At 71.8% G+C, this 23,468-nt stretch carries 23 protein-coding genes and 1 tRNA gene; 12 read left to right on the plus strand and 12 right to left on the minus strand.

Annotated features, from left to right (window positions below; genetic code table 11):
* Positions 1-44: 44 nt before the first annotated feature.
* Positions 45-323 carry a TIGR04438 family Trp-rich protein gene (locus QM792_RS08915; RefSeq protein WP_415149301.1) on the plus strand — a complete coding sequence of 93 codons (279 nt, stop codon included), beginning with the start codon at positions 45-47 and terminating at the stop codon, positions 321-323.
* A gap of 27 nt (positions 324-350) precedes the next feature.
* Here QM792_RS08915 and ilvD read toward each other — a convergent pair whose 3' ends face one another.
* Positions 351-2,042 (minus strand): dihydroxy-acid dehydratase, encoded by a 1,692-nt coding sequence (ilvD, locus tag QM792_RS08920; RefSeq protein ID WP_415149302.1) that lies wholly within the window; start codon positions 2,040-2,042, stop codon positions 351-353.
* A 102-nt stretch (positions 2,043-2,144) separates the two neighbouring features.
* On the opposite strand from ilvD, the gene QM792_RS08925 reads away from it, so the two are divergent.
* The 5 genes from QM792_RS08925 (at position 2,145) to QM792_RS08945 (ending at position 5,923) form a co-directional block, all read left to right on the plus strand.
* The gene (locus tag QM792_RS08925; protein WP_415149303.1) at positions 2,145-3,068 is read left to right on the plus strand and encodes a LysR family transcriptional regulator; all 924 of its coding nucleotides are present in this window, start codon (positions 2,145-2,147) and stop codon (positions 3,066-3,068) included.
* A gap of 14 nt (positions 3,069-3,082) precedes the next feature.
* Positions 3,083-3,883, plus strand: coding sequence for a prolipoprotein diacylglyceryl transferase (gene lgt, locus QM792_RS08930; protein WP_415149305.1), 801 nt, complete (start codon positions 3,083-3,085; stop codon positions 3,881-3,883).
* Between the two features lie 9 nt (positions 3,884-3,892).
* Entirely contained in the window at positions 3,893-4,612 is a 720-nt protein-coding gene (gene dnaQ, locus QM792_RS08935; protein WP_415149307.1) for a DNA polymerase III subunit epsilon, read from the plus strand.
* Between the two features lie 22 nt (positions 4,613-4,634).
* Positions 4,635-4,709, plus strand: a tRNA-Val gene (locus QM792_RS08940).
* Between the two features lie 98 nt (positions 4,710-4,807).
* Positions 4,808-5,923, plus strand: a complete 1,116-nt coding sequence (locus QM792_RS08945; RefSeq protein ID WP_415149309.1) for an NAD(P)/FAD-dependent oxidoreductase — start codon at positions 4,808-4,810, stop codon at positions 5,921-5,923.
* On the opposite strand, the gene QM792_RS08950 is transcribed toward QM792_RS08945, so the two are convergent.
* From QM792_RS08950 to QM792_RS08960, 3 genes are read right to left on the minus strand one after another with little or no spacing between them, the layout of a single operon-like run.
* Entirely contained in the window at positions 5,912-6,682 is a 771-nt protein-coding gene (locus QM792_RS08950) for an arginyltransferase (protein WP_415149311.1), read from the minus strand. The genes QM792_RS08945 and QM792_RS08950 overlap by 12 nt on opposite strands.
* Positions 6,679-7,446 (minus strand): leucyl/phenylalanyl-tRNA--protein transferase, encoded by a 768-nt coding sequence (gene aat / locus QM792_RS08955; RefSeq protein WP_415149313.1) that lies wholly within the window; start codon positions 7,444-7,446, stop codon positions 6,679-6,681. The genes QM792_RS08950 and aat overlap by 4 nt, the downstream gene beginning before the upstream one ends.
* Before the next feature lie 6 nt (positions 7,447-7,452).
* Positions 7,453-8,640, minus strand: coding sequence for an acyl-CoA dehydrogenase (locus tag QM792_RS08960; RefSeq protein ID WP_415149315.1), 1,188 nt, complete (start codon positions 8,638-8,640; stop codon positions 7,453-7,455).
* A gap of 49 nt (positions 8,641-8,689) precedes the next feature.
* Between QM792_RS08960 and QM792_RS08965 the strand changes: the two genes are divergently transcribed.
* Positions 8,690-10,201 carry a class I adenylate-forming enzyme family protein gene (locus QM792_RS08965; protein WP_415149317.1) on the plus strand — a complete coding sequence of 504 codons (1,512 nt, stop codon included), beginning with the start codon at positions 8,690-8,692 and terminating at the stop codon, positions 10,199-10,201.
* Here QM792_RS08965 and QM792_RS08970 read toward each other — a convergent pair.
* The gene (locus QM792_RS08970; protein WP_415149318.1) at positions 10,171-10,860 is read right to left on the minus strand and encodes a mobilization protein; all 690 of its coding nucleotides are present in this window, start codon (positions 10,858-10,860) and stop codon (positions 10,171-10,173) included. The genes QM792_RS08965 and QM792_RS08970 overlap by 31 nt on opposite strands.
* 83 nt (positions 10,861-10,943) lie before the next feature.
* On the opposite strand from QM792_RS08970, the gene QM792_RS08975 reads away from it, so the two are divergent.
* Positions 10,944-11,198: a hypothetical protein gene (locus tag QM792_RS08975; protein ID WP_415149319.1), complete on the plus strand. Its 255-nt coding sequence runs from the start codon at positions 10,944-10,946 to the stop codon at positions 11,196-11,198.
* An 11-nt stretch (positions 11,199-11,209) separates the two neighbouring features.
* On the opposite strand, the gene QM792_RS08980 is transcribed toward QM792_RS08975, so the two are convergent.
* From QM792_RS08980 to QM792_RS08995, 4 genes are read right to left on the minus strand one after another with little or no spacing between them, the layout of a single operon-like run.
* Positions 11,210-11,968, minus strand: coding sequence for an SDR family oxidoreductase (locus QM792_RS08980; RefSeq protein WP_415149321.1), 759 nt, complete (start codon positions 11,966-11,968; stop codon positions 11,210-11,212).
* Complete coding sequence (locus tag QM792_RS08985; RefSeq protein WP_415149322.1) at positions 11,965-12,795, minus strand: BPSS1780 family membrane protein; 831 nt, start codon at positions 12,793-12,795, stop codon at positions 11,965-11,967. Before QM792_RS08985 ends, QM792_RS08980 begins: the two co-directional genes overlap by 4 nt.
* 10 nt (positions 12,796-12,805) lie before the next feature.
* Entirely contained in the window at positions 12,806-13,780 is a 975-nt protein-coding gene (locus QM792_RS08990; protein WP_415149323.1) for a homoserine kinase, read from the minus strand.
* A gap of 5 nt (positions 13,781-13,785) precedes the next feature.
* A complete protein-coding gene (locus QM792_RS08995; protein ID WP_415149325.1) occupies positions 13,786-14,121 on the minus strand; it encodes a hypothetical protein in 336 nt (111 codons plus the stop codon).
* Between the two features lie 40 nt (positions 14,122-14,161).
* Between QM792_RS08995 and polA the strand changes: the two genes are divergently transcribed.
* The 3 genes from polA to sixA are packed head-to-tail and all read left to right on the plus strand — an operon-like array spanning position 14,162 to position 19,468.
* Positions 14,162-16,885 carry a DNA polymerase I gene (gene polA, locus QM792_RS09000; protein ID WP_415149327.1) on the plus strand — a complete coding sequence of 908 codons (2,724 nt, stop codon included), beginning with the start codon at positions 14,162-14,164 and terminating at the stop codon, positions 16,883-16,885.
* Between the two features lie 49 nt (positions 16,886-16,934).
* Positions 16,935-19,007: a polyphosphate kinase 1 gene (gene ppk1 / locus QM792_RS09005; protein ID WP_415149329.1), complete on the plus strand. Its 2,073-nt coding sequence runs from the start codon at positions 16,935-16,937 to the stop codon at positions 19,005-19,007.
* 2 nt (positions 19,008-19,009) lie between these two features.
* Complete coding sequence (sixA, locus tag QM792_RS09010; protein ID WP_415149331.1) at positions 19,010-19,468, plus strand: phosphohistidine phosphatase SixA; 459 nt, start codon at positions 19,010-19,012, stop codon at positions 19,466-19,468.
* 13 nt (positions 19,469-19,481) lie between these two features.
* Here sixA and ppx read toward each other — a convergent pair whose 3' ends face one another.
* The gene (gene ppx, locus QM792_RS09015; protein WP_415149332.1) at positions 19,482-21,011 is read right to left on the minus strand and encodes an exopolyphosphatase; all 1,530 of its coding nucleotides are present in this window, start codon (positions 21,009-21,011) and stop codon (positions 19,482-19,484) included.
* A gap of 46 nt (positions 21,012-21,057) precedes the next feature.
* Here ppx and QM792_RS09020 point away from each other — a divergent pair, with 46 nt between their 5' ends.
* Complete coding sequence (locus tag QM792_RS09020) at positions 21,058-21,918, plus strand: dienelactone hydrolase family protein (RefSeq protein WP_415149334.1); 861 nt, start codon at positions 21,058-21,060, stop codon at positions 21,916-21,918.
* A 191-nt stretch (positions 21,919-22,109) separates the two neighbouring features.
* Here the strand turns inward: QM792_RS09020 and QM792_RS09025 are convergent, their stop codons facing one another.
* Both QM792_RS09025 and QM792_RS09030 read right to left on the minus strand, forming a co-directional pair.
* Positions 22,110-22,544, minus strand: coding sequence for a universal stress protein (locus tag QM792_RS09025; protein WP_415149335.1), 435 nt, complete (start codon positions 22,542-22,544; stop codon positions 22,110-22,112).
* Positions 22,545-22,613: 69 nt separating this feature from the next.
* A complete protein-coding gene (locus tag QM792_RS09030; protein ID WP_415149337.1) occupies positions 22,614-23,468 on the minus strand; it encodes a sulfurtransferase in 855 nt (284 codons plus the stop codon).

Genomic DNA, 23,468 nt, shown 5'->3' on the forward strand with positions numbered 1-23,468 from the left:
ACGCGCGAGCCCAAAAACAGTGCCGTGACGAAGGAGCAGCGGGAATGATTTTCATCATCATCGGCGTCGCGATCATCGCGCTGCATTTCCTCGGCTTCGGGCCGATGGCCGCCTGGACCTGGAACCTCGGCGGCGACCTGTGGAAGTTCTGCGTGCCCTTCGCGCTGGCCGCGGTGTGGTGGGCCTGGGCCGACGGCACCGGCATGACCAAGCGGCGCGAGATCGAGAAGATGGAGCAGCGCAAGCGCGACCGGCGCGAGAAGAACCTCGTCTCGCTGGGCATGGACAAGGTGGCCAAGCGCGCGAGGAAGGCCGGCAAGTAGTCGACTCCGCCGGCCCGCTCGCTCACGTCACTTCGGCTCGAATTTGTCGAGCACCGCGCCCGAGCTGGCGCTCGACGCGTTCATCGCGAACTTCGCCAGCACGCCGCGCGTGTAGCGCGGCGCCGGGCGCCGCCAGGCGGCGCGGCGTTTGGCGATCTCGTCGTCGGGCACGTTGAGCTGCAGCACCAGCGTGTGCGCGTCGATGGTGATCGAGTCGCCTTCCTTCACCAGCGCGATGGTGCCGCCCTCGTAGGCCTCCGGCGCCACGTGGCCGACCACCATGCCCCAGGTGCCGCCGGAGAAGCGGCCGTCGGTGATCAGGCCGACCGATTCGCCCAGGCCCTGGCCGATCAGCGCGCCGGTGGGTGCGAGCATCTCCGGCATGCCCGGGCCGCCCTTGGGGCCGAGGTAGCGCAGCACCATCACGTCGCCGGCCTTGATCTTGCCGGCCATGATCGCGGCCAGCGCCGACTGTTCGTCGTCGAACACGCGCGCCGGGCCGGTGATCTTCGGGTTCTTCAGGCCGGTGATCTTCGCGACGCAGCCCTCGGGGCTGAGGTTGCCCTTCAGGATCGCGAGGTGGCCTTGCGCGTAGATCGGCCCGGCCACGGGCTTGATCACCTTCTGCTCGCGCGACAGCTCGGGCACCTCGGCGAGGTTCTGCGCCACCGTCTTGCCGGTGATCGTGATGCAGTCGCCGTGCAGCAGCCCGGCCTTCAGCAGTTCCTTCATCACCGCCGGGATGCCGCCGGCGCGGTGCAGGTCGACCGCGAGGTACTGGCCGCTGGGCTTGAGGTCGCACAGCACCGGCGTGCGCTGGCGGATGCGCTCGAAGTCGTCGATGGTCCACTCGACGCCGGCGGCGTGCGCGATGGCCAGGAAGTGCAGCACCGCGTTGGTCGAGCCGCCGGTGGCCATGATCACCGCCACCGCGTTCTCGATCGCCTTCTTGGTGACGATGTCGCGCGGCTTGAGGTCGTTCTTCACCGCCTCGACCAGCACCTTCGAAGCACGCTCGACCATGCCGACGATCTCGCCCTCGACGTTGGCCATCGTCGAGGCGTAGGGCAGCGACAGGCCGAGCGCCTCGAAGGCCGAGCTCATCGTGTTGGCGGTGTACATGCCGCCACACGAGCCGCTGCCGGGGATGGCGTGGCGCTCGATCTGGCAGAAGTCCTCCTCGTTCATCCTGCCGGCGGTGAACTGGCCGACCGCCTCGAACACGCTGACGATGTTCAGGTCCTGGCCCTTGTAGCGCCCCGGCAGGATGGTGCCGCCGTAGATGTAGATCGCCGGCACGTTGGCGCGCAGCATGCCCATCATGCCGCCGGGCATGTTCTTGTCGCAGCCGCCGATCACCATCACGCCGTCCATCCACTGGCCGCCGACGCAGGTCTCGACGCAGTCGGCGATCACCTCGCGCGACACCAGCGAGTACTTCATGCCCTCGGTGCCCATCGCCATGCCGTCGCTGATGGTCGGCGTGCCGAAGATCTGCGGGTTGGCGCCGGCTTCCTTCAGCCCCGTCACCGCCGCGTCGGCCAGGCGCTGCAGGCCGGAGTTGCACGGCGTGATCGTCGAGTGGCCGTTGGCCACGCCGATCATCGGCTTCTTGAAGTCGCCTTCCTCGTAGCCGAGCGCGTAGTACATCGAGCGGTTGGGCGCGCGCGCGACGCCCTCGGTGATGTTGGCGGAACGGCGGTTGATCTTGCTGCTCATCGGGGGCTCCTGGCGTGCGGCTGGGGTCGAGGGCGGCATTGTCGGCGCCCGAGTGGGCGTGCGTCCAATCGAATCCGCGCGGCCGATTGATATGCTCGGCATATGAGTCGCGAGCTGCCCGCCCCGGACATCGAGCTGCGCGTGTGGCGCCAGTTCCTCGCGCTGGCCGAGACGCTGCACTTCGGCCGCGCCGCGCAGCGGCTGCACATGACGCAGCCGCCGCTGACGCAGGCGATCCAGCAGCTCGAGCGCCGCCTGGGCGTGCCGCTGTTCGAGCGCACGCGGCGCAGCGTCGCGCTGACGCCCGCCGGCGCGGCGCTGGTCGAGCCGGTGCGCCAAGTGCTGCGGCAGGCCGGCGCGCTGGCGCTGCGCGCGCGCGACGCGGCCGGCGGCGAGCTGGGGCGCATCCGCCTGGGCTTCGTCTCGACGGTCGGCTTCGGCCCGCTGCCCGGCTGGCTGCGTGCCTTTCGCGAGGCGCACCCGGGCATCACCGTCGAACTGCGCGAGGCCACCGGCGACGTGCAGGCCGAGGCCTTCGCGCAGCGCGAGCTGGACGCCGGCTTCGTGCTGCACGCGCCCGGCATCGCGCCGCCGCCGCCCTTGCAGCGCCTGTCGCTGGGCGTCGAGCCGATGCTGCTGGCGCTGCACGACGCGGCGCCGCGGCGCCTGGGCGCCGCGCAACTGCTGCGCGAGCCGCTGGTGATCTTCCCGCGCGCGATCGCGCCCTCGCTGTACGACGCGGTGCTGGCCTTCTATCACCGCCACGGCGCGACGCCGGCGATCGCGCAGGAGGCGATCCAGATGCAGACCATCGTCAACCTCGTCTCGGCCGGGCTGGGCGTGGCGCTGGTGCCGCGCGCGATGCGGCAGTTGCAGCGCCCGGGCATCGTCTACCGCGCGCTGCCCGCCGCGCTGGCCGACGGCGCGCCGCGCGCCGAGACCAGCCTGGTGTGGCCCAGCGACGCCTCGCCGGCGGTGCGGCGCTTCGTCGCCTTCGTGCGCGAGCAGGGGCCGCGCGAGCGGTAGGTTATCGTTCGCGCATGCTCGTTCATCCGCAGTTCAACCCGGTCGCGCTGCAGCTCGGGCCGGTGGCGATCCACTGGTACGGCCTGACCTACCTGGTCGCCTTCGGGCTGTTCCTCTGGCTGGCCGGCAAGCGCGCCGCGCTGCCGCAGTTCGCGCAGGCCGGCTGGACGCGCCGCGAGGTCGAAGACCTGCTCTTCTGGGGCGTGCTCGGCGTGGTGATCGGCGGGCGGCTGGGCTACGTGCTGTTCTACAAGCCCGGCTATTACGCGCAGCATCCCTTCGAGGTGTTCGCGGTGTGGAAGGGCGGCATGGCCTTCCACGGCGGGCTGCTGGGCGTGATCGCGGCGATGGCGCTGTATGCGCGCGTCAAGGGCAGGCCCTTCCTGCAGGTGATGGACCTGATCGCGCCGGCCGTGCCCACCGGCCTGGCCAGCGGGCGCGCCGGCAACTTCATCAACGGCGAGCTGTGGGGCCGCGCCGCCGACCCGGGCCTGCCCTGGGCGATGGTGTTCCCGCAGTCGGGCAGCCTGGTCCCGCGCCACCCCTCGCCGGTCTACCAGTTCCTGATGGAAGGGCTGCTGCTGTTCGTGATCCTGTGGCTGTACGCGCGCAAGCCGCGCGGGCCGGGGCAGGTGTCCGGGCTGTTCCTGATCGGCTACGGTGTTTTCCGCTTCATCGCCGAGTTCTTCCGCGAGCCAGACGCCTTCCTCGGCCTGCTGGCGCTGAACATGAGCATGGGCCAGTGGCTGTGCGTGCCGATGGTGCTGGCGGGCGCGTGGCTGTGGTGGCGCGGCGCGCGGCGTACCGCTTACTGACCCGACCCGATGCGACAGATCTTTCTCGACACCGAAACCACCGGCCTGAACGCCGAATCCGGCGACCGCATCATCGAGATCGGCTGCGTGGAGATGCTGAACCGGCGCCTGTCGGGCCGCAACCTGCACTTCTACCTGAACCCCGAGCGGCCGAACCACGAAGACGCGGTACGCATCCACGGCCTGACCGACGAGTTCCTCGCCGACAAGCCGCTGTTCGCCTCCATCGCCGACGAGCTGATGGACTACCTCGCCGGCGCCGAGATCCTGGCCCACAACGCGGCCTTCGACGTCGGCTTCCTGAACGCCGAACTGAAGCGCCTCGGCCGGCCGTCGTTCGAGTCGCAGGTGAGCCAGGTCACCGACACGCTGCTGATGGCGCGCGAGATGTTCCCCGGCAAATCGAACTCGCTGGACGCGCTGTGCAAGCGCCTCGAGGTCGACAACGCCAGCCGCAGCCTGCATGGCGCGCTGCTCGACGCCGGGCTGCTGGCCGAGGTCTACATCCGCATGACGCGCGGGCAGGACTCGCTGGTGATCGACGAGGTCGAGGCCGCCGGCGCCGAGGTGACGCTGGAGAGCATCGACCTGTCGGCCTTCGCGCTGCCGGTGATCGCCGCCGACGCGGCCGAGGCGCAGGCGCATGCGAAGCTGATCGCCGAGCTGGACAAGGCCAGCGGCGGCAAGACGGTGTGGAAGGCGCCGGGTGCCGAGCCGGCTATGGCATAATGTGCGGCTCTGCGGATCGCGAGGGCGGCTAGCTCAGGGGTAGAGCATCGCATTCACACTGCGGGGGTCGGGGGTTCGAAACCCTCGCCGCCCACCACCGATCCAGACAGACCATCGCGCACGGCCGGGACATCCCGGCCGTTTGCTTTTGCGGCTTTGCAGTTCGCGGCTTCGCGGCGCGACACAATCGCAGGCATGGACAGTGTCGATGCAGTGGTGATCGGTGCCGGCGTGGTCGGCCTCGCGGTGGGCCGGGCGCTGGCGCGCTCGGGCCTGGAAACCGTGGTGCTCGAACGCGCCGACGCCATCGGCACCGCCACCAGCGCGCGCAACAGCGAGGTGATCCACGCCGGCCTGTACTACCCGGCCGGTTCGCTGAAGGCGCGGTTGTGCGTGCAAGGGCGCGCGCAGCTCTACGACTTCTGCGCCTCGCACGGCGTGGCGCACGCGCGCTGCGGCAAGCTGGTGGTGGCCACCTCGGCGGCCCAGCATGCCGAGCTGGAAGCGACGCGCGCCAAGGCCGCGGCCAACGGCGTCGAACTGCAATGGCTGGGCGTGGACGAGGCGAGGGCGCTCGAGCCCGCGCTGCGCTGCACGGCCGCGCTGCTGTCGCCCGAGACCGGCATCGTCGACAGCCACGGCCTGATGCTCGCGCTGCAAGGCGATCTGGAGGCGGCCGGCGGCGCGCTCGCGCTGTGCTCGCCGGTCACGGCGCTGCGCTGCGGCGGCGCCGAGGGCCACGTGCTCGCCGTCGGCGGCCAGGCGCCGATGGAACTGCGCGCGCGCATCGTCGTCAACGCCGCCGGGCTGTGGGCGCCGGCGCTGGCGGCGGCCACGCAGGGCCTCGCGGCGCGGCACGTGCCGGCGGGCCGCCACGCCAAGGGCAACTACTTCTCGCTGGCCGGCCGCTCGCCGTTCTCGCGCCTGATCTACCCGGTGCCCGAGCAGGCCGGCCTGGGCGTGCATCTGACGCTCGACCTGGCCGGCCAGGCGCGTTTCGGGCCCGACGTGCAGTGGCTGCCCGAGGGGCCGCCCGATGCGATCGACTACCGCGTCGACCCGGCGCGCGCCGAGGGCTTCTACGCCGAGATCCGCCGCTACTGGCCGGACCTGCGCGACGGCGCGCTGCAGCCGGCGTACAGCGGCGTGCGTCCCAAGCTCGGCGGGCCGGGCAGCGCGGCGGCGGACTTCGTCGTGCAAGGCCCCGCGGCGCACGGCGTGGCCGGGCTCGTCAACCTGTTCGGCATCGAGTCGCCGGGGCTGACCTCGTGCCTGGCGCTGGCCGACGAGGTGTTGCGCTCAATCGGCTGAAGGCGTGGTCGAAGAAGGGGCCGAAGGCGGCGCCTGCCAGCGCCCGTCGAGCAGCACCTCGTGCGGGGTGAAGCGCGCCTTGTAGGCCATCTTCTCGCTGCCCGCGATCCAGTAGCCGAGGTAGACGTGCGGCAGCTTCAGCGCGCGCGTCTGCTCGATCTGCCACAGCACGTTGTAGGTGCCGTAGCTGGCGGCGTCGCCGGGCTCGTAGAAGGTGTAGACGGCCGACAGCCCGTCGTTGAGGATGTCGAGGATGGAGACCATCTTCAGCGCACCGGGCGAGCCGTCGGCGCCCGGCTCGCGGAACTCCACCAGGCGGCTGTTGACACGGCTTTGCAGCAGGAACTGGGTGTACTGGTCGATCGAGTCGTGGTCCATGCCGCCGCCGCTGTGGCGGCCGGCCTGGTAGCGCAGGTAGAGCTGGTAGTGCTCGGGCACGAAGCACAGGCGCAGCACGCGCGCCTTCAGGCTGGCGTGCTGCTTCCAGGCGCGCCGCTGGCTGCGCGTCTGCGCGAAGCCCGCCACCGGCACGCGCAGCGGCACGCAGGCGCGGCAGCCGTCGCAGTAGGGGCGGTAGGTGAACATGCCGCTGCGCCGGAAGCCGTTGGCCACCAGGCCCGAATAGGCGTCGGCGTGGATCAGGTGCGAGGGCGTGGCCACCTGCGAGCGCGCCATGCGCCCGGCCACGTAGCTGCACGGGTAGGGCGCGGTGGCGTAGAACTGCAGCGAGGCGAGCGGAAGCTCTTTCGGGTGCGTCACGGGCCGGAATCCTGCTCGGCGCCGGCGGCCGAAACATCCAGCCGGCGCCACAGCGACGCATCATAGGTCCAATCGGAAACCGGCTGCGCCGCCACGGCCGGCGCGAGGCGGCGCTCGAACTCGGCGCGCGGCAGTTCGCGCGCGCCCAGCGAGGCGAGGTGGGCGGTGCGCTGCTGGCAGTCGATCATCGCCACGCCGTGCGCGCGGCAGAAGCACACCAGCGCGGCCAGCGCGATCTTCGAGGCGTCGCTGCGCCGCGAGAACATCGACTCGCCGAAGAACATGCGCCCGAGGCCGACGCCGTACAGGCCGCCGACGAGTTCGCCGTCGATCCAGGTCTCGACGCTGTGCACCGCGCCTAGCGCGTGCCAGGCGGCGTAGGCCTCGACCATCTCGGGCACGATCCAGGTGCCGTCCTGCCCCTCGCGCGGCGTGCCGGCGCAGGCGTCGACGACGCGCCGGAACGCCGAGTCGAAACGCAACTCGCAGCCGGGCGTGCGGATGAACTTCGTGATGGTCTTGCGCAGCGAGCGCTTGAGGCGGAACTCGTCGGTCAGCAGCACCATGCGCGGGTCGGGCGACCACCACAGCACCGGTTGGCCCTGGCTGTACCAGGGGAACACGCCCTTCGAGTACGCCTCGTTCAAGCGCCGCGGCGTCAGCTCTCCGCCGGCGGCCAGCAGCCCCGGCGCGTCGGAGCCGGGGCCGAGCGCGCGGCGCGTGTCGGGCAGTGCATCCTGCGGGCCGCGCAGCCAGGGGACCACGTCGCCTCAGTTGCCGAAGGCCGCGATGCCGGTGATCGCGCGGCCGAGGATCAGCGCATGCACGTCGTGCGTGCCCTCGTAGGTGTTCACCACCTCGAGGTTGACGAGGTGGCGCGCCACGCCGAACTCGTCGCTGATGCCATTGCCGCCCATCATGTCGCGCGCCATGCGCGCGATGTCCAGCGCCTTGCCGCAACTGTTGCGCTTCATGATCGAGGTGACTTCCACCGAGGCCGAGCCCTCGTCCTTCATGCGGCCCAGGCGCAGGCAGCCTTGCAGGCCGAGCGTGATCTCGGTTTCCATGTCGGCCAGCTTCTTCTGGATGAGCTGGTTGGCCGCCAGCGGGCGGCCGAACTGCTGGCGGTCGAGCACGTATTGCCGGGCGCGCGCGAAGCAGTCCTCGGCCGCGCCGAGCGCGCCCCAGGCGATGCCGTAGCGCGCGCTGTTCAGGCAGGTGAACGGGCCCTTCAGGCCGCGCACCTCGGGGAAGGCGTTCTCCTCGGGGCAGAACACGCGGTCCATCACGATCTCGCCGGTGATCGAGGCGCGCAGGCCGACCTTGCCGTGCACCGCCGGCGCGCTCAGGCCCTTCCAGCCCTTTTCGAGCACGAAGCCGCGGATCTGGCCGCCCTCGTCCTTGGCCCAGACCACGAACACGTCGGCGATCGGGCTGTTGCTGATCCACATCTTCGAGCCGGAGAGTTCGTAGCCGCCGGCGACCTTCTTCGCGCGCGTGACCATGCCGCCGGGGTCGGAGCCGTGGTTGGGCTCGGTCAGGCCGAAGCAGCCGATCCACTCGCCGCGCGCCAGCCTCGGCAGGTACTTCTGCTTGGTCGCCTCGTTGCCGAAGGCGTGGATGGGCACCATCACCAGCGAGCTCTGCACGCTCATCATCGAGCGGTAGCCGGAGTCGACGCGCTCGACCTCGCGCGCGATCAGGCCGTAACAGACGTAGTTCAGGCCGGCGCCGCCGTAGGCCTCGGGGATGGTGGGCCCGAGCAGGCCCAGCTCGCCCATCTCGCGGAAGATCGCCGGGTCGGTCTTCTCGTGGCGGAACGCCTCCAGCACGCGCGGGGCGAGGCGGCCCTGGCAGTAGTCGCGCGCGGCGTCGCGCACCGCGCGCTCGTCGCCGCCGAGCTGCTGGTCGAGCAGCAGGGGGTCGTCCCACTGGAAAGCGGCGTGCTTCGTGGCCATGATCGAATCTCCATTTTCTCCAGACTGCGGGCATGGTATCGCAGCGACCATGAGCAACAGCACGAGCATCATCACCAGCACCTTCATCGCCGACACCGCGTTCGCCACGATCGCCGAGTGCATACGCCGCCATGCGCGCGAGCGGCCGGACGCGCCGGCGCTGGCCGACGACGAGCGCGCGCTGAGCTATGCGCAGCTCGACGCGCTGATGGACCGCGCCGCCGCCGCCTTGCAGCGCGACGGCATCGCGCCGGGCGAGGCCGTCGCGCTGTGCGCGGCGCCGTCGGCGATGCAGGCGGCACTGTTCCTCGGCGCGCTGCGCGCCGGCGTGGTGGTGGCGCCGCTGGCGCCCGGCAGCACGCCGGCCGCGCTGGCGCGCATGCGCGCCGATGCGCAGGCCAGGCGCCTGTTCACCGACGACGACGATCTGCAGGCCTGGCTCGCGCCGCAGGGCGCGACGCCGGCGCCGGTCGACATACGCCCCGAGTCGCCTTTCAACATCATCTATTCCTCGGGCACCACCGGCGAGCCCAAGGGCATCGTGCAGCCGCACGGCATGCGCTGGGCGCACGTCAAGCGCGGGCTGCCCTACGGCTACGGGCCCGGCGCGCTGACGCTGCTGGCCACGCCGCTGTACTCCAACACCACGCTGGTGGTGTTCTTCCCCTCGCTCGCCTTCGGCGGCGCGGTGCGCCTGATGGGCAAGTTCGACGCGCGCCGCTACTGCGAGATCGCGCAGGCGCAGCGCGCCACGCACACCATGCTGGTGCCTGTGCAGTACCAGCGCCTGATGACGCTGCCGGACTTCGACACCTTCGACCTGGGCGCCTTCCGCATGAAGTTCTGCACCAGCGCGCCGTTCCCGGCCGCGCTGAAGGCCGACGTGCTGGCGCGCTGGCCGGGCGGGCTGGTCGAGTTCTACGGCATGACCGAAGGCGGCGGCACCTGCATCCTCGAAGCGCACGCGCATCCACACAAGCTGCACACCGTCGGCCGTCCCGCGCCGGGCACCGACATGCGGCTGATCGACGAGTCCGGCCGCGAGCTGCCGGCGGGTGCGACCGGCGCGGTCGGAGAAGTCGTCGGCCATTCCCCCGGCATGATGGCCGGCTACCACGGCCGCCCGGAGGCGACGCGCGAGGCGGAGTGGTTCGATGCGCTCGGCAAGCGCTTCATCCGCACCGGCGACATCGGCCGCTTCGACGAAGACGGCTTCCTGACCCTGCTCGACCGCCGCAAGGACATGATCATCTCCGGCGGCTTCAACATCTACCCGAGCGACCTGGAAGCGGCGCTGCGCGAGCACCCGGCGGTGGCGGACGCGGCCGTGGTCGGCGTGCCGTCACCCGAGTGGGGCGAGACGCCGGTGGCCTTCGTCGTGCGCCGCGGCGATGTCGGCGCCGAGGCGCTGCGCGAGTGGCTCAACGCGCGCGTCGGCAAGACACAGCGGCTGGCGGCGCTGCACCTCGTCGACGAGCTGCCGCGCAGTGCGATCGGCAAGGTGTTGAAGCGGGAGCTGAAGGAGCGGGCTCAGACGCCGACGTCGTCCAGATCCCGATAAACGTCTCGCAGCCACATCTTCACGCGTTGCCGGTCCATCAGGCCGAGTGCGATCGGGCTGTCGGTGTGGGTGGCGTGCCAGAAGCTGCTGCTGTTGATGTCGATCTTCTGGATCGCGCTGTCGTGCAGCTTCTTCACCGAGACGATCTTGGCGCCCAGGCCGAGCGCGCGCGCCTGCTCGCCGGACTGCTCGAGCGCCGCGAAATCGGTGCCGCGCACCTGGTTGCGCACCAGCACGTACTTCAGGCTGGTGCCGAAGCGGTCGAGCAGCTTGCGCAGCAGGTCGACCGAGTCGCGGCCGGTGTCCATCACGTGCCAGTAGTGGATCGCGATGCCGCTTTCGTCGGCGAGGTTGAGCACGCCGGAATCGTCCATCCAGCGCACCAGCGGGTCGTGCGTCTGCGCAGCGAGGTCGACCAGGATGCGGCGCTCGGGCTGCTCGACGGCGGCTTCCATGATCGCGTCGAGCGCCTCGTAGCGGTCGACGATCACCGGCGAGGCGTAGCCGGCGTAGAAGCGCATCAGCGCGCCGTGCGAGCGGTCGGTGTCGAAGCCGAGGAAGGGCATCTGGTGGTCGATCAGGTATTGGGCCAGCACGCGCGCCAGCAGCGACTTGCCGACGCCGCCTTTTTCACCGCCGATGAAGTGGATCTTCGCCATCCCGCTTGCCTCTGCTCAGTGTTCGACCGGGCGATTCTGTCACGCCGACGGCCGGGTCAGAATCACGCCATGCGGAGGCTGCCGTGATCGAGAAAGTGCCCGCCGGCGTCGTGCTGGCCTGCTGCGCCGTGATGCTGCTGCGCCTGGCCCTGGGGCCAGCGCGGCGGCAGCGCTTCGACGCCTTCTTCGTGCGGCTGTGGCGCTGGCCGCGCTCGCGGCGCAAGGCCCGCAAGCTCGCCGACGACGCCATCGCCCGCGCGCGCGGCGTGCGCCGCGAGGGCAACGTCTACACGCCCGACTCGTTCGAGAACAAGCCGCCGCGCGACAGGATGCACTGAGCCCGGCGGCCTCAGCCGCGGCCGACGAAGGGCATGGTGGTGGCCATCACCGTCATGAACAGCACGTTGGCCTCCAGCGGCAGGCTGGCCATGTGCACCACCGCGTCGGCCACGTGCTTGACGTCCATGCGCGCCTCGACCTTGGTGCTGCCGTCGGCCTGCAGGATGCCGGCGGCCATGCGCTCGGTCATCTCGGTGGCGGCGTTGCCGATGTCGATCTGGCCGCAGGCGATGTTGTGGCGGCGGCCGTCGAGCGCGGTGCTGCGCGTCAGGCCGCTGATGGCGTGCTTGGTGGCGGTGTAGGGCGCCGAGAACGGCCGCGGCGCGTGGGCCGAAATCGAGCCGTTGTTGATGATGCGGCCGCCCTGCGGGCTCTGGCTCTTCATCAACCGGATCGCCTCCTGCGTGCACAGGAAGGGGCCGGTGAGGTTGACGTCGACGACGGCCTTCCACTGCTCGACGCTCAGGTCTTCCATCGGGACCGGCGGCGCGCCCATGCCGGCGTTGTTGAAGAGCAGGTCGAGGCGGCCGAAGGCTTGTTGCGTCCGGGCGAACAGCGCCTTCACCGAGGCCGGGTCGGCCACGTCGGTGGGCACGGCGAGCAGCCGGGCCGCGTCGCCGCCGGCCCGGGCGATGGTGTCGTTCAGCGCGTCGAGGCGGCGCCCGGCGAGCACGACGTGGTAGCCCGCCGCATGCAGGGCCAGTGCGCAGGCGCGGCCGATGCCGCTGCCGGCGCCGGTGACGAGGGCGACGCGGGGGGTGTTGCTCATGGTGGGTTTCCGTTGGGGGGAGGAAGCGCCGCCGCCGGGCTCGCTGCGCCATCGGCGAAGCAGTCGGCGAAGCTGAAGTACAGCGAGACGTAGAACACGGTGGACAGCAGCAGCGAGGCCGGCATCGCCAGCACCGCCACCACCTGCGGCGCCCCGAGCAGCGCGCCGGCGAGGTTGGCGGCCGCGCCGGTGGCCAGCACCAGCGCGCTCCAGGCGAGCGCGAACACCGCGAACGCGCCCTTGTTGCGCCAGATCGCCAGCGTGCTGGAGAACAGCGACTGCGCCGCGCCCTGCGCGCCCCAGTGCACCAGCGCCGGCGCATGCCAGAACGGGATCGACAGCAGCCCGGCCAGGCCGAAGCGCAGCGCCACGCCGAAGGCGAGCTGCGGGTCGGCGATGCGCCCGGCCACGTCCTCGGGCGTCGCCTTGCCGTCGGCCAGCACGTCCATCAGCCGTTCGAGCGCGCCGCCGTCGGCCCACTCGGCGAGGTTGATGATCAGCACGCTGCCGACCGCGTAGAGCACGCCCAGCGTGAGCATCGCGCGCAGCGGGCGCCGCCCGCGCCGCAGCGGGTCGACGAATACGCGTGGCAGCGGCACGCGGCCCTGCAGCGCCTCGCGCGTGCCGATCATGAAGCCGAGCGAGCCCAGCGGCAGCAGCGCGAGCAGCAGCAGCGGGCCGACCAGCGGCAGCAGCGTCAGCGCGAAGATGCCGAACAGGAAGGCGGCGAACAGCCCGCTGAAGGCGAGTGGCTGGCGGGCGAAGACGCGCCAGCCCTGGCGCACCCAGGCGTGGCCGGCCGTGGCGGGAACGGTCTGCAGTCTCATGGTCTGCTCGTCATGGCCGGGTGTAGTGCCACGGTGCGTCGCGGCGCGCGCGCAGCACGCGCTCGAAGTGCGCGGGGTCGTGCGGCGTCAGCAGTTGCGCGTCGCGCGGCAGGTGCAGGTCCCACAGGCGCGAGACCCAGAAGCGCAGCGCCGCGGCGCGCATCAGCGCCGGCAGCGCGCGCAGCTCGGCGCCGTCGAGCGCCCGCACCGCGTCGTAGGCGGCGACGAAGGCGTTGGCGCGGTCTTCGGCGAGGCGGCCGCTTTCCAGGTCGATGCACCAGTCGTTCAGGCACACCGCGAGGTCGAACAGCAGCGCGTCGACGCCGGCGAAGTAGAAGTCGAAGAAGCCGGCGAGGCGGTCGGCGCCGTCGTCGCCGGCCTCGAACATCACGTTGTCGCGGAACAGGTCGGCGTGGATCGCGCCGCGCGGCAGGCTCGTGCCGGCGGCCGAGGCGGCGAAGCGCTGCTGGAAGGCCAGTTCGTCGCGCAGCAGCGCGGCGAGGTCGGCCGTGACGAAGGGCTCGATCACCGGCACCGTCTCGGCCCACCAGGCCAGGCCGCGCAGGTTGGGCTGGGCGGGCGCGAAGTCGCGCGCGGCGAGGTGCATGCGCGCCAGCATGTCGCCCACCAGCGCGCAATGCGCCGCGTCGGGCGCGAGGCGGTGGCGGCCGCGCAGCCGGTCGACCACCGCGGCCGGCTTGCCGGCCAGCGTGTGCAGCAGCGCGCCGCTCGTGTCGGCATGCGGGCGCGGCACCGGGATGCCGCGCTCGGCCAGGTGCTTCATCAGCACCAGGTAGAAGGGCAGTTGCGCGTGCGTCAGGCGCTCGAACAGCGTCAGCACGTAGCGGCCACTGGCGGTGTCGGCGAAGTAGTTGGTGTTCTCGATGCCGGCGGCGATCGGCTGCAGGGCCGTCAGCGCGCCGGTGTCGAGCCGGGCGAACAGGCCGGCTGCCTCGTCGAACGAGACCTCGGTGTAGACCGCCATCCCGGTCAGAAGCTCAGCACGCTCCACACCCGCTTGCCGGCCGCGCCGCGCGAGGTGTTGACGCCCTCGCCGAGGTCGCGCGAGCCGTCGCCGGTGAGGATCTCGTAGCCGCGTGTCGTGCCCAGCTTGGGCGTCACGGTGATGCGCTGCGTGGCGCCGCGCGCGCGCAGCTCCTCGATGCGCGTGGCGTTGTCCTCGTGCACGATGTGCTGCACGCGCGGCTCGCCCTCGGCGGCGTTGGGCGTGGCGACGGGCGCCGCGGCCTGCGCGAACACGGTGGTGGCGGGCGCCGCGAGGGCCAGGGCGCTCAGCGCGGTCATCAAGGCGTGGCGGGCGTTCATGCGCTCATTCTAGGCGGCACCCTTGCTCCACAATCCCGCCATGACGACCAAGACCCTGCTGCTGGTGGATGGCTCCAGCTACCTGTATCGCGCCTACCACGCGCTGCCCGACCTGCGCAGCGCCGACGGCTTCCCGACCGGGGCGATCCACGGCATGGTGGCGATGCTCAAGCGCGCGCTGGCCGACGTGCAGCCGGCGCACGCGGCCTGCGTGTTCGACGCCAAGGGCGACACCTTCCGCAACCAGTGGTATGCCGAGTACAAGGCGCAGCGTGCGCCGATGCCGGAAGACCTGGCGCGCCAGGTCGAGCCGATCCACGAGGTGGTGAAGCTGCTCGGCTGGCCGGTGCTGGTCGTGCCCGGCATCGAGGCCGACGACGCGATCGGCACGCTGGCGCGCATCGCCGCGCGCGGCGGCCACGAGGTGGTGATCTCCACCGGCGACAAGGACCTGGCGCAGCTCGTCGACGAGCACGTGACGCTGATCAACACGATGAGCAACGAGAAGCTCGACGTGGCGGCGGTGAACGCCAAGTTCGGCGTGCCGCCGCAGCGCATCGTCGACTACCTGACGCTCACCGGCGACGCGGTCGACAACATCCCGGGCGTCGACAAGGTCGGCCCGAAGACCGCGGCGAAGTGGATCGCCGAGCACGGCTCGCTCGACGGCGTGATCGCCGCGGCCGGCTCGATCAAGGGCGTGGCCGGCGAGAACCTGCGCAAAGCGCTCGACTGGCTGCCCACCGGCCGCAAGCTGGTGACGGTGGCGACCGACTGCGACCTGAGCGCCGAGATGCCGGGTTTTCCGGCGCTGGACGCGCTCGTGCTCAAGCCGGTCGACAAGGCCGGGCTGCTCGACTTCTACACGCGCTACGGCTTCAAGAGCTGGAAGCGCGAGCTGGAAGGCGACGCCGAGCTGGCCGCCGAGGCGCCGCCGCCGCCCGCCGCGGCCGCCGTCGAGAAACGCTACGAGACCGTGCTGACGCGCGAGGCGCTGCACGCCTGGATCGCGCGCATCGAGGCGGCCGGGTTGAGCGCCATCGACACCGAAACCGATTCGCTCGACCCGATGCGCGCGCGCATCGTCGGCGTCTCGCTGTCGACGCAGGTCGGCGAGGCGGCCTACATCCCGCTGCGCCACGACTACGCCGGCGTGGCCGAACAGTTGCCGGCCGACGAGGTGCTGGCCGCGCTGAAACCCTGGCTGGAGGACGGCGCGCGCGCCAAACTCGGCCAGAACATCAAGTACGACACGCACGTGTTCGCCAACGCCGGCATCACGGTGCGCGGCTACGCGCACGACACGCTGCTGCAGAGCTACGTGCTCGAAGCGCACAAGCCGCACAGCCTGGAGAGCCTGGCGCTGCGCCACCTCGGGCGCGCCGGCCTGAGCTACGAGGACGTGTGCGGCAAGGGCGTGCACCAGATCCCGTTCGCGCAGGTCGAGATCGCGCGCGCCTCGGAGTATTCGTGCGAGGACAGCGACATGACGCTGCACGTGCACGAGGTGCTGTGGCCGCAGTTGCGGCAGCAGGCCGGCCCGCTCTACGTCTACGAGAAGATCGAGATGCCCAGCGCCGCGGTGCTCGGCCGCGTCGAGCGCAACGGCGTGCTGATCGACGCCGCCGTGCTGGCGCGCCAGAGCCAGGAGCTGGCCGAGCGCCTGATGGCGCTCGAACGCGAGGCGCACGAACTGGCCGGCCAGCCCTTCAACCTCGGCAGCCCGAAGCAGATCGGCGAGATCCTGTTCGGCAAGCTCGGCCTGCCGGTGAAGAAGAAGACCGCCAGCGGCACGCCGTCCACCGACGAGGAGGTGTTGGCCGAACTCGCCGCCGACTACCCGCTGCCGGCGCGGCTGCTCGAACACCGCGGCCTGGCCAAGCTCAAGGGCACCTACACCGACAAGCTGCCGCTGATGGTGAACCCCGACACCGGTCGCGTGCACACCAACTACGCGCAGGCGGTGGCGGTGACCGGCCGGCTGGCGAGCAACGACCCGAACCTGCAGAACATCCCGATCCGCACGCCCGAGGGCCGGCGCGTGCGCGAGGCCTTCGTCGCGCCGAGCGGGCACGCGATCCTGAGCGCCGACTATTCGCAGATCGAGCTGCGCATCATGGCCCACATCAGCGAGGACCCCGGGCTGCTGAAGGCTTTCGCCGACGGCATGGACGTGCACCGCGCCACCGCGAGCGAGGTCTTCGGCATCCCGCCCGATCAGGTGACCAGCGAGCAGCGCCGCTACGCCAAGACCATCAACTTCGGGCTGATCTACGGCATGGGCGCCTTCGGGCTGGCGCAGAGCCTGGGCATCGAGCGCGCCGCGGCGCAGACCTACATCGAGCGCTACTTCCAGCGCTTCGCCGGCGTCAAGCGCTACATGGACGAAACGCGCGCCTCGGCCAAGGCCAAGGGCTACGTCGAGACGCTGTTCGGCCGGCGCATCTACCTGCCCGACATCAACGGCGGCAACGGCCCGCGCCGCAACGGCGCCGAGCGCCAGGCGATCAACGCGCCGATGCAGGGCACCGCGGCCGACCTGATCAAGCTGGCGATGATCGAGGTGCAGGCGCTGCTCGACCGCGAGCGGCGCGCGACGAAGATGATCATGCAGGTGCACGACGAACTGGTCTTCGAGGTGCCCGACGGCGAGATCGGCTGGGCGCGCGAGGCGGTGCCGCGCGTGATGGCCGGGGTGGCGACGCTGAAGGTGCCGCTGCTGGCGGAAGTCGGCGTCGGGCCGAACTGGGACCGGGCGCACTGACGCCGCGGGGTGTCACGCGGCTGTCGCAATTCCTTCATAGACTGCCCGGATGAATGATCGGGCTCTCGTCGCGCTGCCCGCACTGCTCAGCCGCGAGCGCGCCATCCTCGCCTTCAACCGCCGCGTGCTGGCACAGGCGCAGCGCGCCGACGTGCCGCTGCTGGAGCGGCTGCGCTACGTGTGCATCGTCTCGTCGAACATGGACGAGTTCTTCGAGGTGCGCCTCGCCGACTTCCTCGAGGTGGCGCGCGAGGGCGAGGCGGGCGCCGGCACGGCGCTGCGGCGCGACCTCGCCGCGGTGGCGGCCGAGGCGCACGCGCTGATCGACGAGCAGTACACGGTGTTCAACGACGAGCTGACGCCGCTGCTGCAGCGCGAGGGCATCGTCATCCTCAACCACGCCGAGCGCGACGCCGCGCAGCGCGAGTGGGTCGACGGCTTCTTCCAGAAGCAGGTGCGGCCGCTGCTGGTGCCGGTCGGGCTGGACCCCTCGCACCCGTTCCCGCAGGTGGCCAACAAATCGCTCAACTTCATCGTGCGCCTGTCGGGCCACGACGCCTTCGGGCGCGCCAACGCGATCGCCATCGTCAAGGTGCCGCGTGTGCTGCCGCGCGTGATCCGCCTGCCCGACGCGCTGGCGCCGGGCCACCAGGCCTTCGTGCTGCTGACCAGCGTGATCCGCGCGCACCTGGCCGAGCTGTTCCCGGGCCGCGAGGTGGAGGCGTTCTCGCAGTTCCGCGTCACGCGCGACTCCGACCTCGAGGTCGACGAGGCCGACGTGAGGAACCTGCGCCAGGCGCTGCGCAGCGGGCTGACGACGCGCCACTTCGGCCAGGCGATCCGCCTGGAGGTGGTGAACACCTGCCCCGACGAACTCTCGGCCTTCCTGCTGCGCCAGTTCGCGCTGCCCGAGGCGGCGCTGTACAAGGTCAACGGGCCGGTCAACCTGGTGCGGCTGAACCAGCTCATCGACCAGGCCGACGCGCCGGCGCTGCGCTTCGCGCCGTACGAGCCGGCGTGGCCCGAGCGTCGCCTGCCGCGCGAGGCGTCGATCTTCGCGCGGCTGCGCGAACGCGACGTGCTGCTGCACCATCCCTTCGAGTCCTTCGAGCCGGTGGTGGCCTTCCTGCGCGAAGCGGTGGCCGACCCCGACGTGCTGGCGATCAAGCAGACCATCTACCGCACCGGCAGCGAATCGCCGCTGATGGAGGCGTTGATCGAGGCGGCGCGGCGCGGCAAGGAGGTGATGGTGGTGGTCGAGCTGAAGGCGCGCTTCGACGAGGAGGCCAACATCAACTGGGCCGAGCGGCTGGAGGCGGTGGGCGCGCAGGTCGTCTACGGCATCGTCGGCCTGAAGACGCATGCCAAGATGCTGCTGGTGACGCGCCGCGAAGGCAGCGCGCTGCGCCGCTACGCGCACCTGTCGACCGGCAACTACAACCCGAAGACGGCCAGGCTCTACACCGACGTCGGCTACCTGACCGCCGACCCCGACCTGACCACCGACGTCGACGCGGTGTTCCAGCAGCTCGCCAGCCTGGGCCGCACGCGGCCGCTGCGCAAGCTGCTGCAGGCGCCGTTCACGCTGCACCGGCGCACCGGCCAGATGATCGACCGCGTCGCCGAGGCGGCCCGCGCCGGGCGGCCCGCGCGCATCGTCGCCAAGATCAACGCGCTGACCGACGAGGCGCTGATCGAGAAGCTGATGCTCGCCTCGCAAGCCAGCGCGAGCATCGACCTGATCGTGCGCGGCGCCTGCATGCTGCCGCCGGGCGTGCCGGGCGCCACCGATCGCATCCGCGTGCGCTCGGTGGTGGGGCGCTTCCTCGAACACAGCCGGGTGCTGTACTTCCGCTGGGGCGAGGGCGAGGACGACGAGGCGCTGTGGCTGAGCAGCGCCGACTGGATGGGCCGCAACATGTTCCGCCGCATCGAGGTGGCCTGGCCGGTGCGCGACGCGGCGCTGCGCCAGCGTGTCATCGACGAGTGCCTGGTGCCCTGCCTGCACGACCGCCAGGACGCCTGGGCGCAGCGCGCCGACGGCAGCTACGAGCGCATCGCCGCCGACGGCGTCAGCGCGCAGCAGGCGCTGATGCGCCGCTACGCCGCCGGCGGGGCCTGAACGTGGACCTGATCCTGTGGCGCCACGCCGAGGCGGTCGAGCGCGAGGGCCTGCCCGATCTCGAACGCATGCTGACGAGCAAGGGCGAGCGCCAGGCGGCGCGCATGGCCGACTGGCTGAACCAGCGCATGGCGCATTCGACGCGCGTGCTGGTCAGCCCGGCGCTGCGCTGCCAGCAGACCGCCAAGGCGCTCGGGCGCAAGTTCCGCACCATCGAGGCGATCGCGCCCGAGGCCGGCCCGGGCGCCGTGCTGGCCGCGGCGCGCTGGCCCGACGCGAGCGAGCCGGTGCTGGTGGTCGGCCACCAGCCGACGCTCGGGCTGGTGGCCGCGCTGCTGCTGGCGGGCCAGGCGCAGCCCTGGTCGGTGAAGAAGGGCGCCGTCTGGTGGCTGCGCAGCCGCGACCGCGAAGGCAGCGCGCAGGTGGTGCTGCACGCGGCGCTGGGGCCGGACGCGCTGTAGCGGCCTTCGGGCCTCAGTCTCGCAACACCAGCTTCAGCACCCCGCCGCGCGCCCAGGCCTGCGCCTCCTCCTGCAGCAGGAACAGCGTGCGTGGGTGCGCTTCGGCCCAGCGTGCGCCGCAGGCCAGGCGCGCCTCGGTGCCGTGGCGCTCGATCCTGAGCGCGTCGTCGCGCACCTCGCCGCGCGCGTGGCACTTGATGATCGCCAGCCTCAGGCACAGCACCTGCCACGCGAAGGCTTCCTGCGTCAGCCCGGCCTCGACCTTGCGCAGCCCGCCGCGCTGGCCCAGCACCAGCTCGGCGACGCGGCGCTGCTGGCTCTGCGAGAAGCCCGCCGCGTCGACGTGCGCGAGCAGGTAGGCGCTGTGGCGGTGGTGGTCGTGGTGCGAGACCATCATGCCCATCTCGTGCAGCGCGCAGGCCCACAGCAGCTCGCGGCGCGCCTCGCGCCCGGCGCGCGGCTGCACCCGGGCGTAGAGCGCCTCGGCCACGCGCGAGACGCGCCGGGCCTGCTGCGCGTCGACCATGAAGCGGCGTTGCAGCTCGCGCACGGTGGCGTCGCGCAGGTCGTGGCCGTCCTGCGGCAAGGCGGTGGCGTGCAGCCGCTCGTCGAGGTCGAAGATCACGCCCTGGCGCAGCGCGCCGCGCGCCGGGTGCAGTGCCTCGATGCCGAAGTGCGCGGCCAGCGTGTAGAGGATCGCCAGGCCGCCGGCGATCACCGCGCGGCGGTCTTCCTTCAGCCCGGGCAGGTCGAGCCGGTCGATGCGGCCGCACTCGATGCAGCGCTCGATCAGCCAGCGCAGCCCGGCCGGCGTGATGCGCCCGTCGCTGACGCCGCCGGCGGCGAGCAGTTGCGACACCGCGCCCACCGTGCCCGAGGAGCCCAGCGCCTCGCGCCAGTGCGCGGGGGCGAAGGGTTCGAGCGCTTCCTCCAGCTCGGCGCCGGCGGCCACCTGCGCGGCGCGGAAGGCCTGCGCGGTGAGCCGCCCGTCGGCGAAGTAGCGCATCGACAGGCTGACGCTGCCGACCTGGAAGCTCTCGGCGCGCAGCGCCTTGCGGCCGTGGCCGAGGATCATCTCGGTGGAGCGCCCGCCGATGTCGATCACCAGGCGCGGCGCGTTCGAGGGCTGCAGCCGCGCCACGCCGGCGTAGATCAGGCGCGCCTCCTCGCGGCCGGAGATCACCTCGATCGGGCGGCCGAGCACGGTCTGCGCGCGTGTCAGGAAGACGTCGCGGTTGCGCGCCTCGCGCAGCGTCTGCGTGGCCACCGCGCGCACCTGCTGCGGCGCGAAGCCCTCGAGGCGCCGCGCGAAGCGCTCCAGGCAGGCCAGGCCGCGCGCGCTGGCCTCCTCGGTGAGCAGGCCGTTGGCGTCGAGCCCGCCGCCCAGGCGCACCGTCTCCTTCAGGTAGTCGACGCGCCGGTAGCGGTGCTGCGTGACCTGCCCGATCTCGAGCCGGAAGCTGTTCGAGCCCATGTCGATCGCGGCAAGCTGACCCGGCCAGCGGGTTTCGATGTCGTGCGGCTGCGCCGATGTCTTGGTCATGCGAGGATTGTCACCCGCTTCACCGCTTCACCCGGAGGTTCGTCCCATGCTGAAACAGGAACTCGACAGTCTGGTCCCGTCGCGCGACTTCTCGCGGCGCGGGTTCGTCAAGACCGCCGTGGGCAGCGGCTTCGCCGCCGCGGTGCTGCCGGTGACGGCGCAGGCCATCAAGACCGACAGCGATGGCCTGAGCGTCGGCGAGGTGATGATTCCGGTGGGCGACTTCAAGATGCCCGCCTACCGCGCCCAGCCGGCCGGCAAGAGCGGCCTGCCGGTGATCCTCGTGATCTCCGAGATCTTCGGCGTGCACGAGTACATCGCCGACGTGGCGCGGCGCTTCGCCAAGCTCGGCTACCTGGCGATCGCGCCGGAGCTGTTCGTGCGCCAGGGCGATGCGCAGTCGTACGGCGAGGTGTCGCGGCTGATCACCGAGGTGGTCGCCAAGGCGCCCGATGCGCAGGTGATGGGCGACCTCGACGCCTGCGTGGCCTGGGCCGCGGCGAACGGCGGCGACACCCGACGGCTGGGCATCACCGGCTTCTGCTGGGGCGGGCGCACCACCTGGATGTACGCCGCGCACAACCCGGCGCTGAAGGCGGGGGTCGCCTGGTACGGCGCCGTGGCGCGTGCCTTCCACACCGGCGACAAGACGGCGCTGGACGTGGCGGCCAAGGTCAAGGCGCCGGTGCTCGGCCTGTACGGCGCGGCGGACGAGGGCATCCCGGTCGACACGGTCGAGAAGATGATGGCGGCGCTGAAGGCGGCGGGCAACACCAAATCGGAGCTGGTGCTGTACCCCGACACGCCGCACGCCTTCCACGCCGACTACCGGCCGAGCTACCGCAAGGCGCCGGCCGAAGACGGCTGGAAACGCGCCGTCGCGTGGTTCAAGGCGAACGGCGTGTGAACGTCGGCCTCTCGCCCGACGGGTACGTCGGGCGATCCCCCGAGGGGAACGACGGCCGCGGCTCCATGCCCGCCTGCGCGGGCATGGACGGCCGAAGTGCCGGCCCCTTCTCGGGGCCGGCGGGGCCGGCTTGGGGGCGGCCCGGCGCTCGGCCCGCCGTTGCGCCGTCGCTCCGTCGCGCTGTCGTCGTGTCAGCGAACGACCAGCACCGGCACCGTCGAGTGCGTCAGCACCTTTTGCGTCTCGCTGCCCAGCAGCAGCGCGGTGACGCCGCGCCGGCCGTGCGAGGCCATCACCACCAGGTCGCACTCGGTGCGCTTGGCGTGGTCGATGATGGCCTCCCAGGGGTGCAGCGCCTCGACGCTGTGCGCCTGGCAGTCCACGCCGGCGGCCCTGGCGGCGTCGGCGACGTCGGCCAGCCGCTTGGCGGCGATGCGCTCCTGCGCGTCGAAGAACTCCTGCGGCGGCGTCGGCTGCATCTCCGAGATCGCGCTGTACGGAAAGGGCTCCTTCACGCTGATGGCATAGAGCTGCGCGCCGACCGACTTGGCCAGCGCCAGCGCGGTGTCTACGGCCTTGCGGGTGATGTCGGAGCCGTCGGTGGGTACGAGGATGCGCTTGAACATGCGTGTTCTCCAGTCGTGGTCGAATGGAACCAGTGTTCAACGCCAGCGTAGGCAAGCGCTTGACGATGGTCAACCGGTGGCAATCGGGCGCGCAGGGTCGCTGCACCACTCGCTCCACGAGCCGGGGTACAGGCACGAGCCGTCCAGGCCGGCATGCTCCATCGCCAGCAGGTTGTGGCAGGCGGTCACGCCCGAACCGCATTGGTGCACGGTCCGCGCCGGCGCGTCGCCTCCGAGCAGCGCCTCGTACTCGGCGCGCAGCGCGGCGGCGCTCTTGAAGCGCCCGTCGGCGCCGAGGTTGTCCTTGAAGAAGCGGTTCAGCGCGCCGGGGATGTGGCCGGCGGCCGGGTCCAGCGGTTCGACCTCGCCGCGAAAGCGCTCGCCGGCGCGTGCGTCGATCAGGCGCACGCGGCCGAGCCGCTCCAGCAGCGCGTCGGCGTCGAGGGTGGGCGCGAGCGGCGCACGCTCGGGGTAGGGCGCGCCGGCCGTTGCGGCCGGCGCGAGGGCATCGACGGCGCCGCCCGCGGCGCGCCAGGCGTCGAGGCCGCCGTCGAGCACCGCCGCCGCCTCGTGGCCCATCCAGCGCAGCATCCACCACAGCCGCGCGGCATACGGGCCGCCCTGGCGGTCCAGCGCCACCACCTGCGTCGCCGGCGTGATGCCGAGCCGGCCCAGCGTGGCCGCGAAGGCGGCGCGTTCGGGCAGCGGATGGCGGCCGTTGCGGCCGTTCTTCGCGCCGCTCAGGTCGCGGTCGAGGTGCAGGTAGAACGAGCCGGCGGCATGCGCCTCGCGCCAGGCGCGCTCGCCGGCCCCGGTGTCGGCGAGGTCGAAGCCGCAGTCGACGATGACCGGCGGCGCGCCGCCGGCCGCGAGCAGCGCGCGCAGCTCGGCGGCGGCGATCAGGGTGGTGAAGACGGGATTCAT

Source organism: Piscinibacter sp., from assembly GCF_047600445.1.
Classification (GTDB): domain Bacteria; phylum Pseudomonadota; class Gammaproteobacteria; order Burkholderiales; family Burkholderiaceae_C; genus Piscinibacter.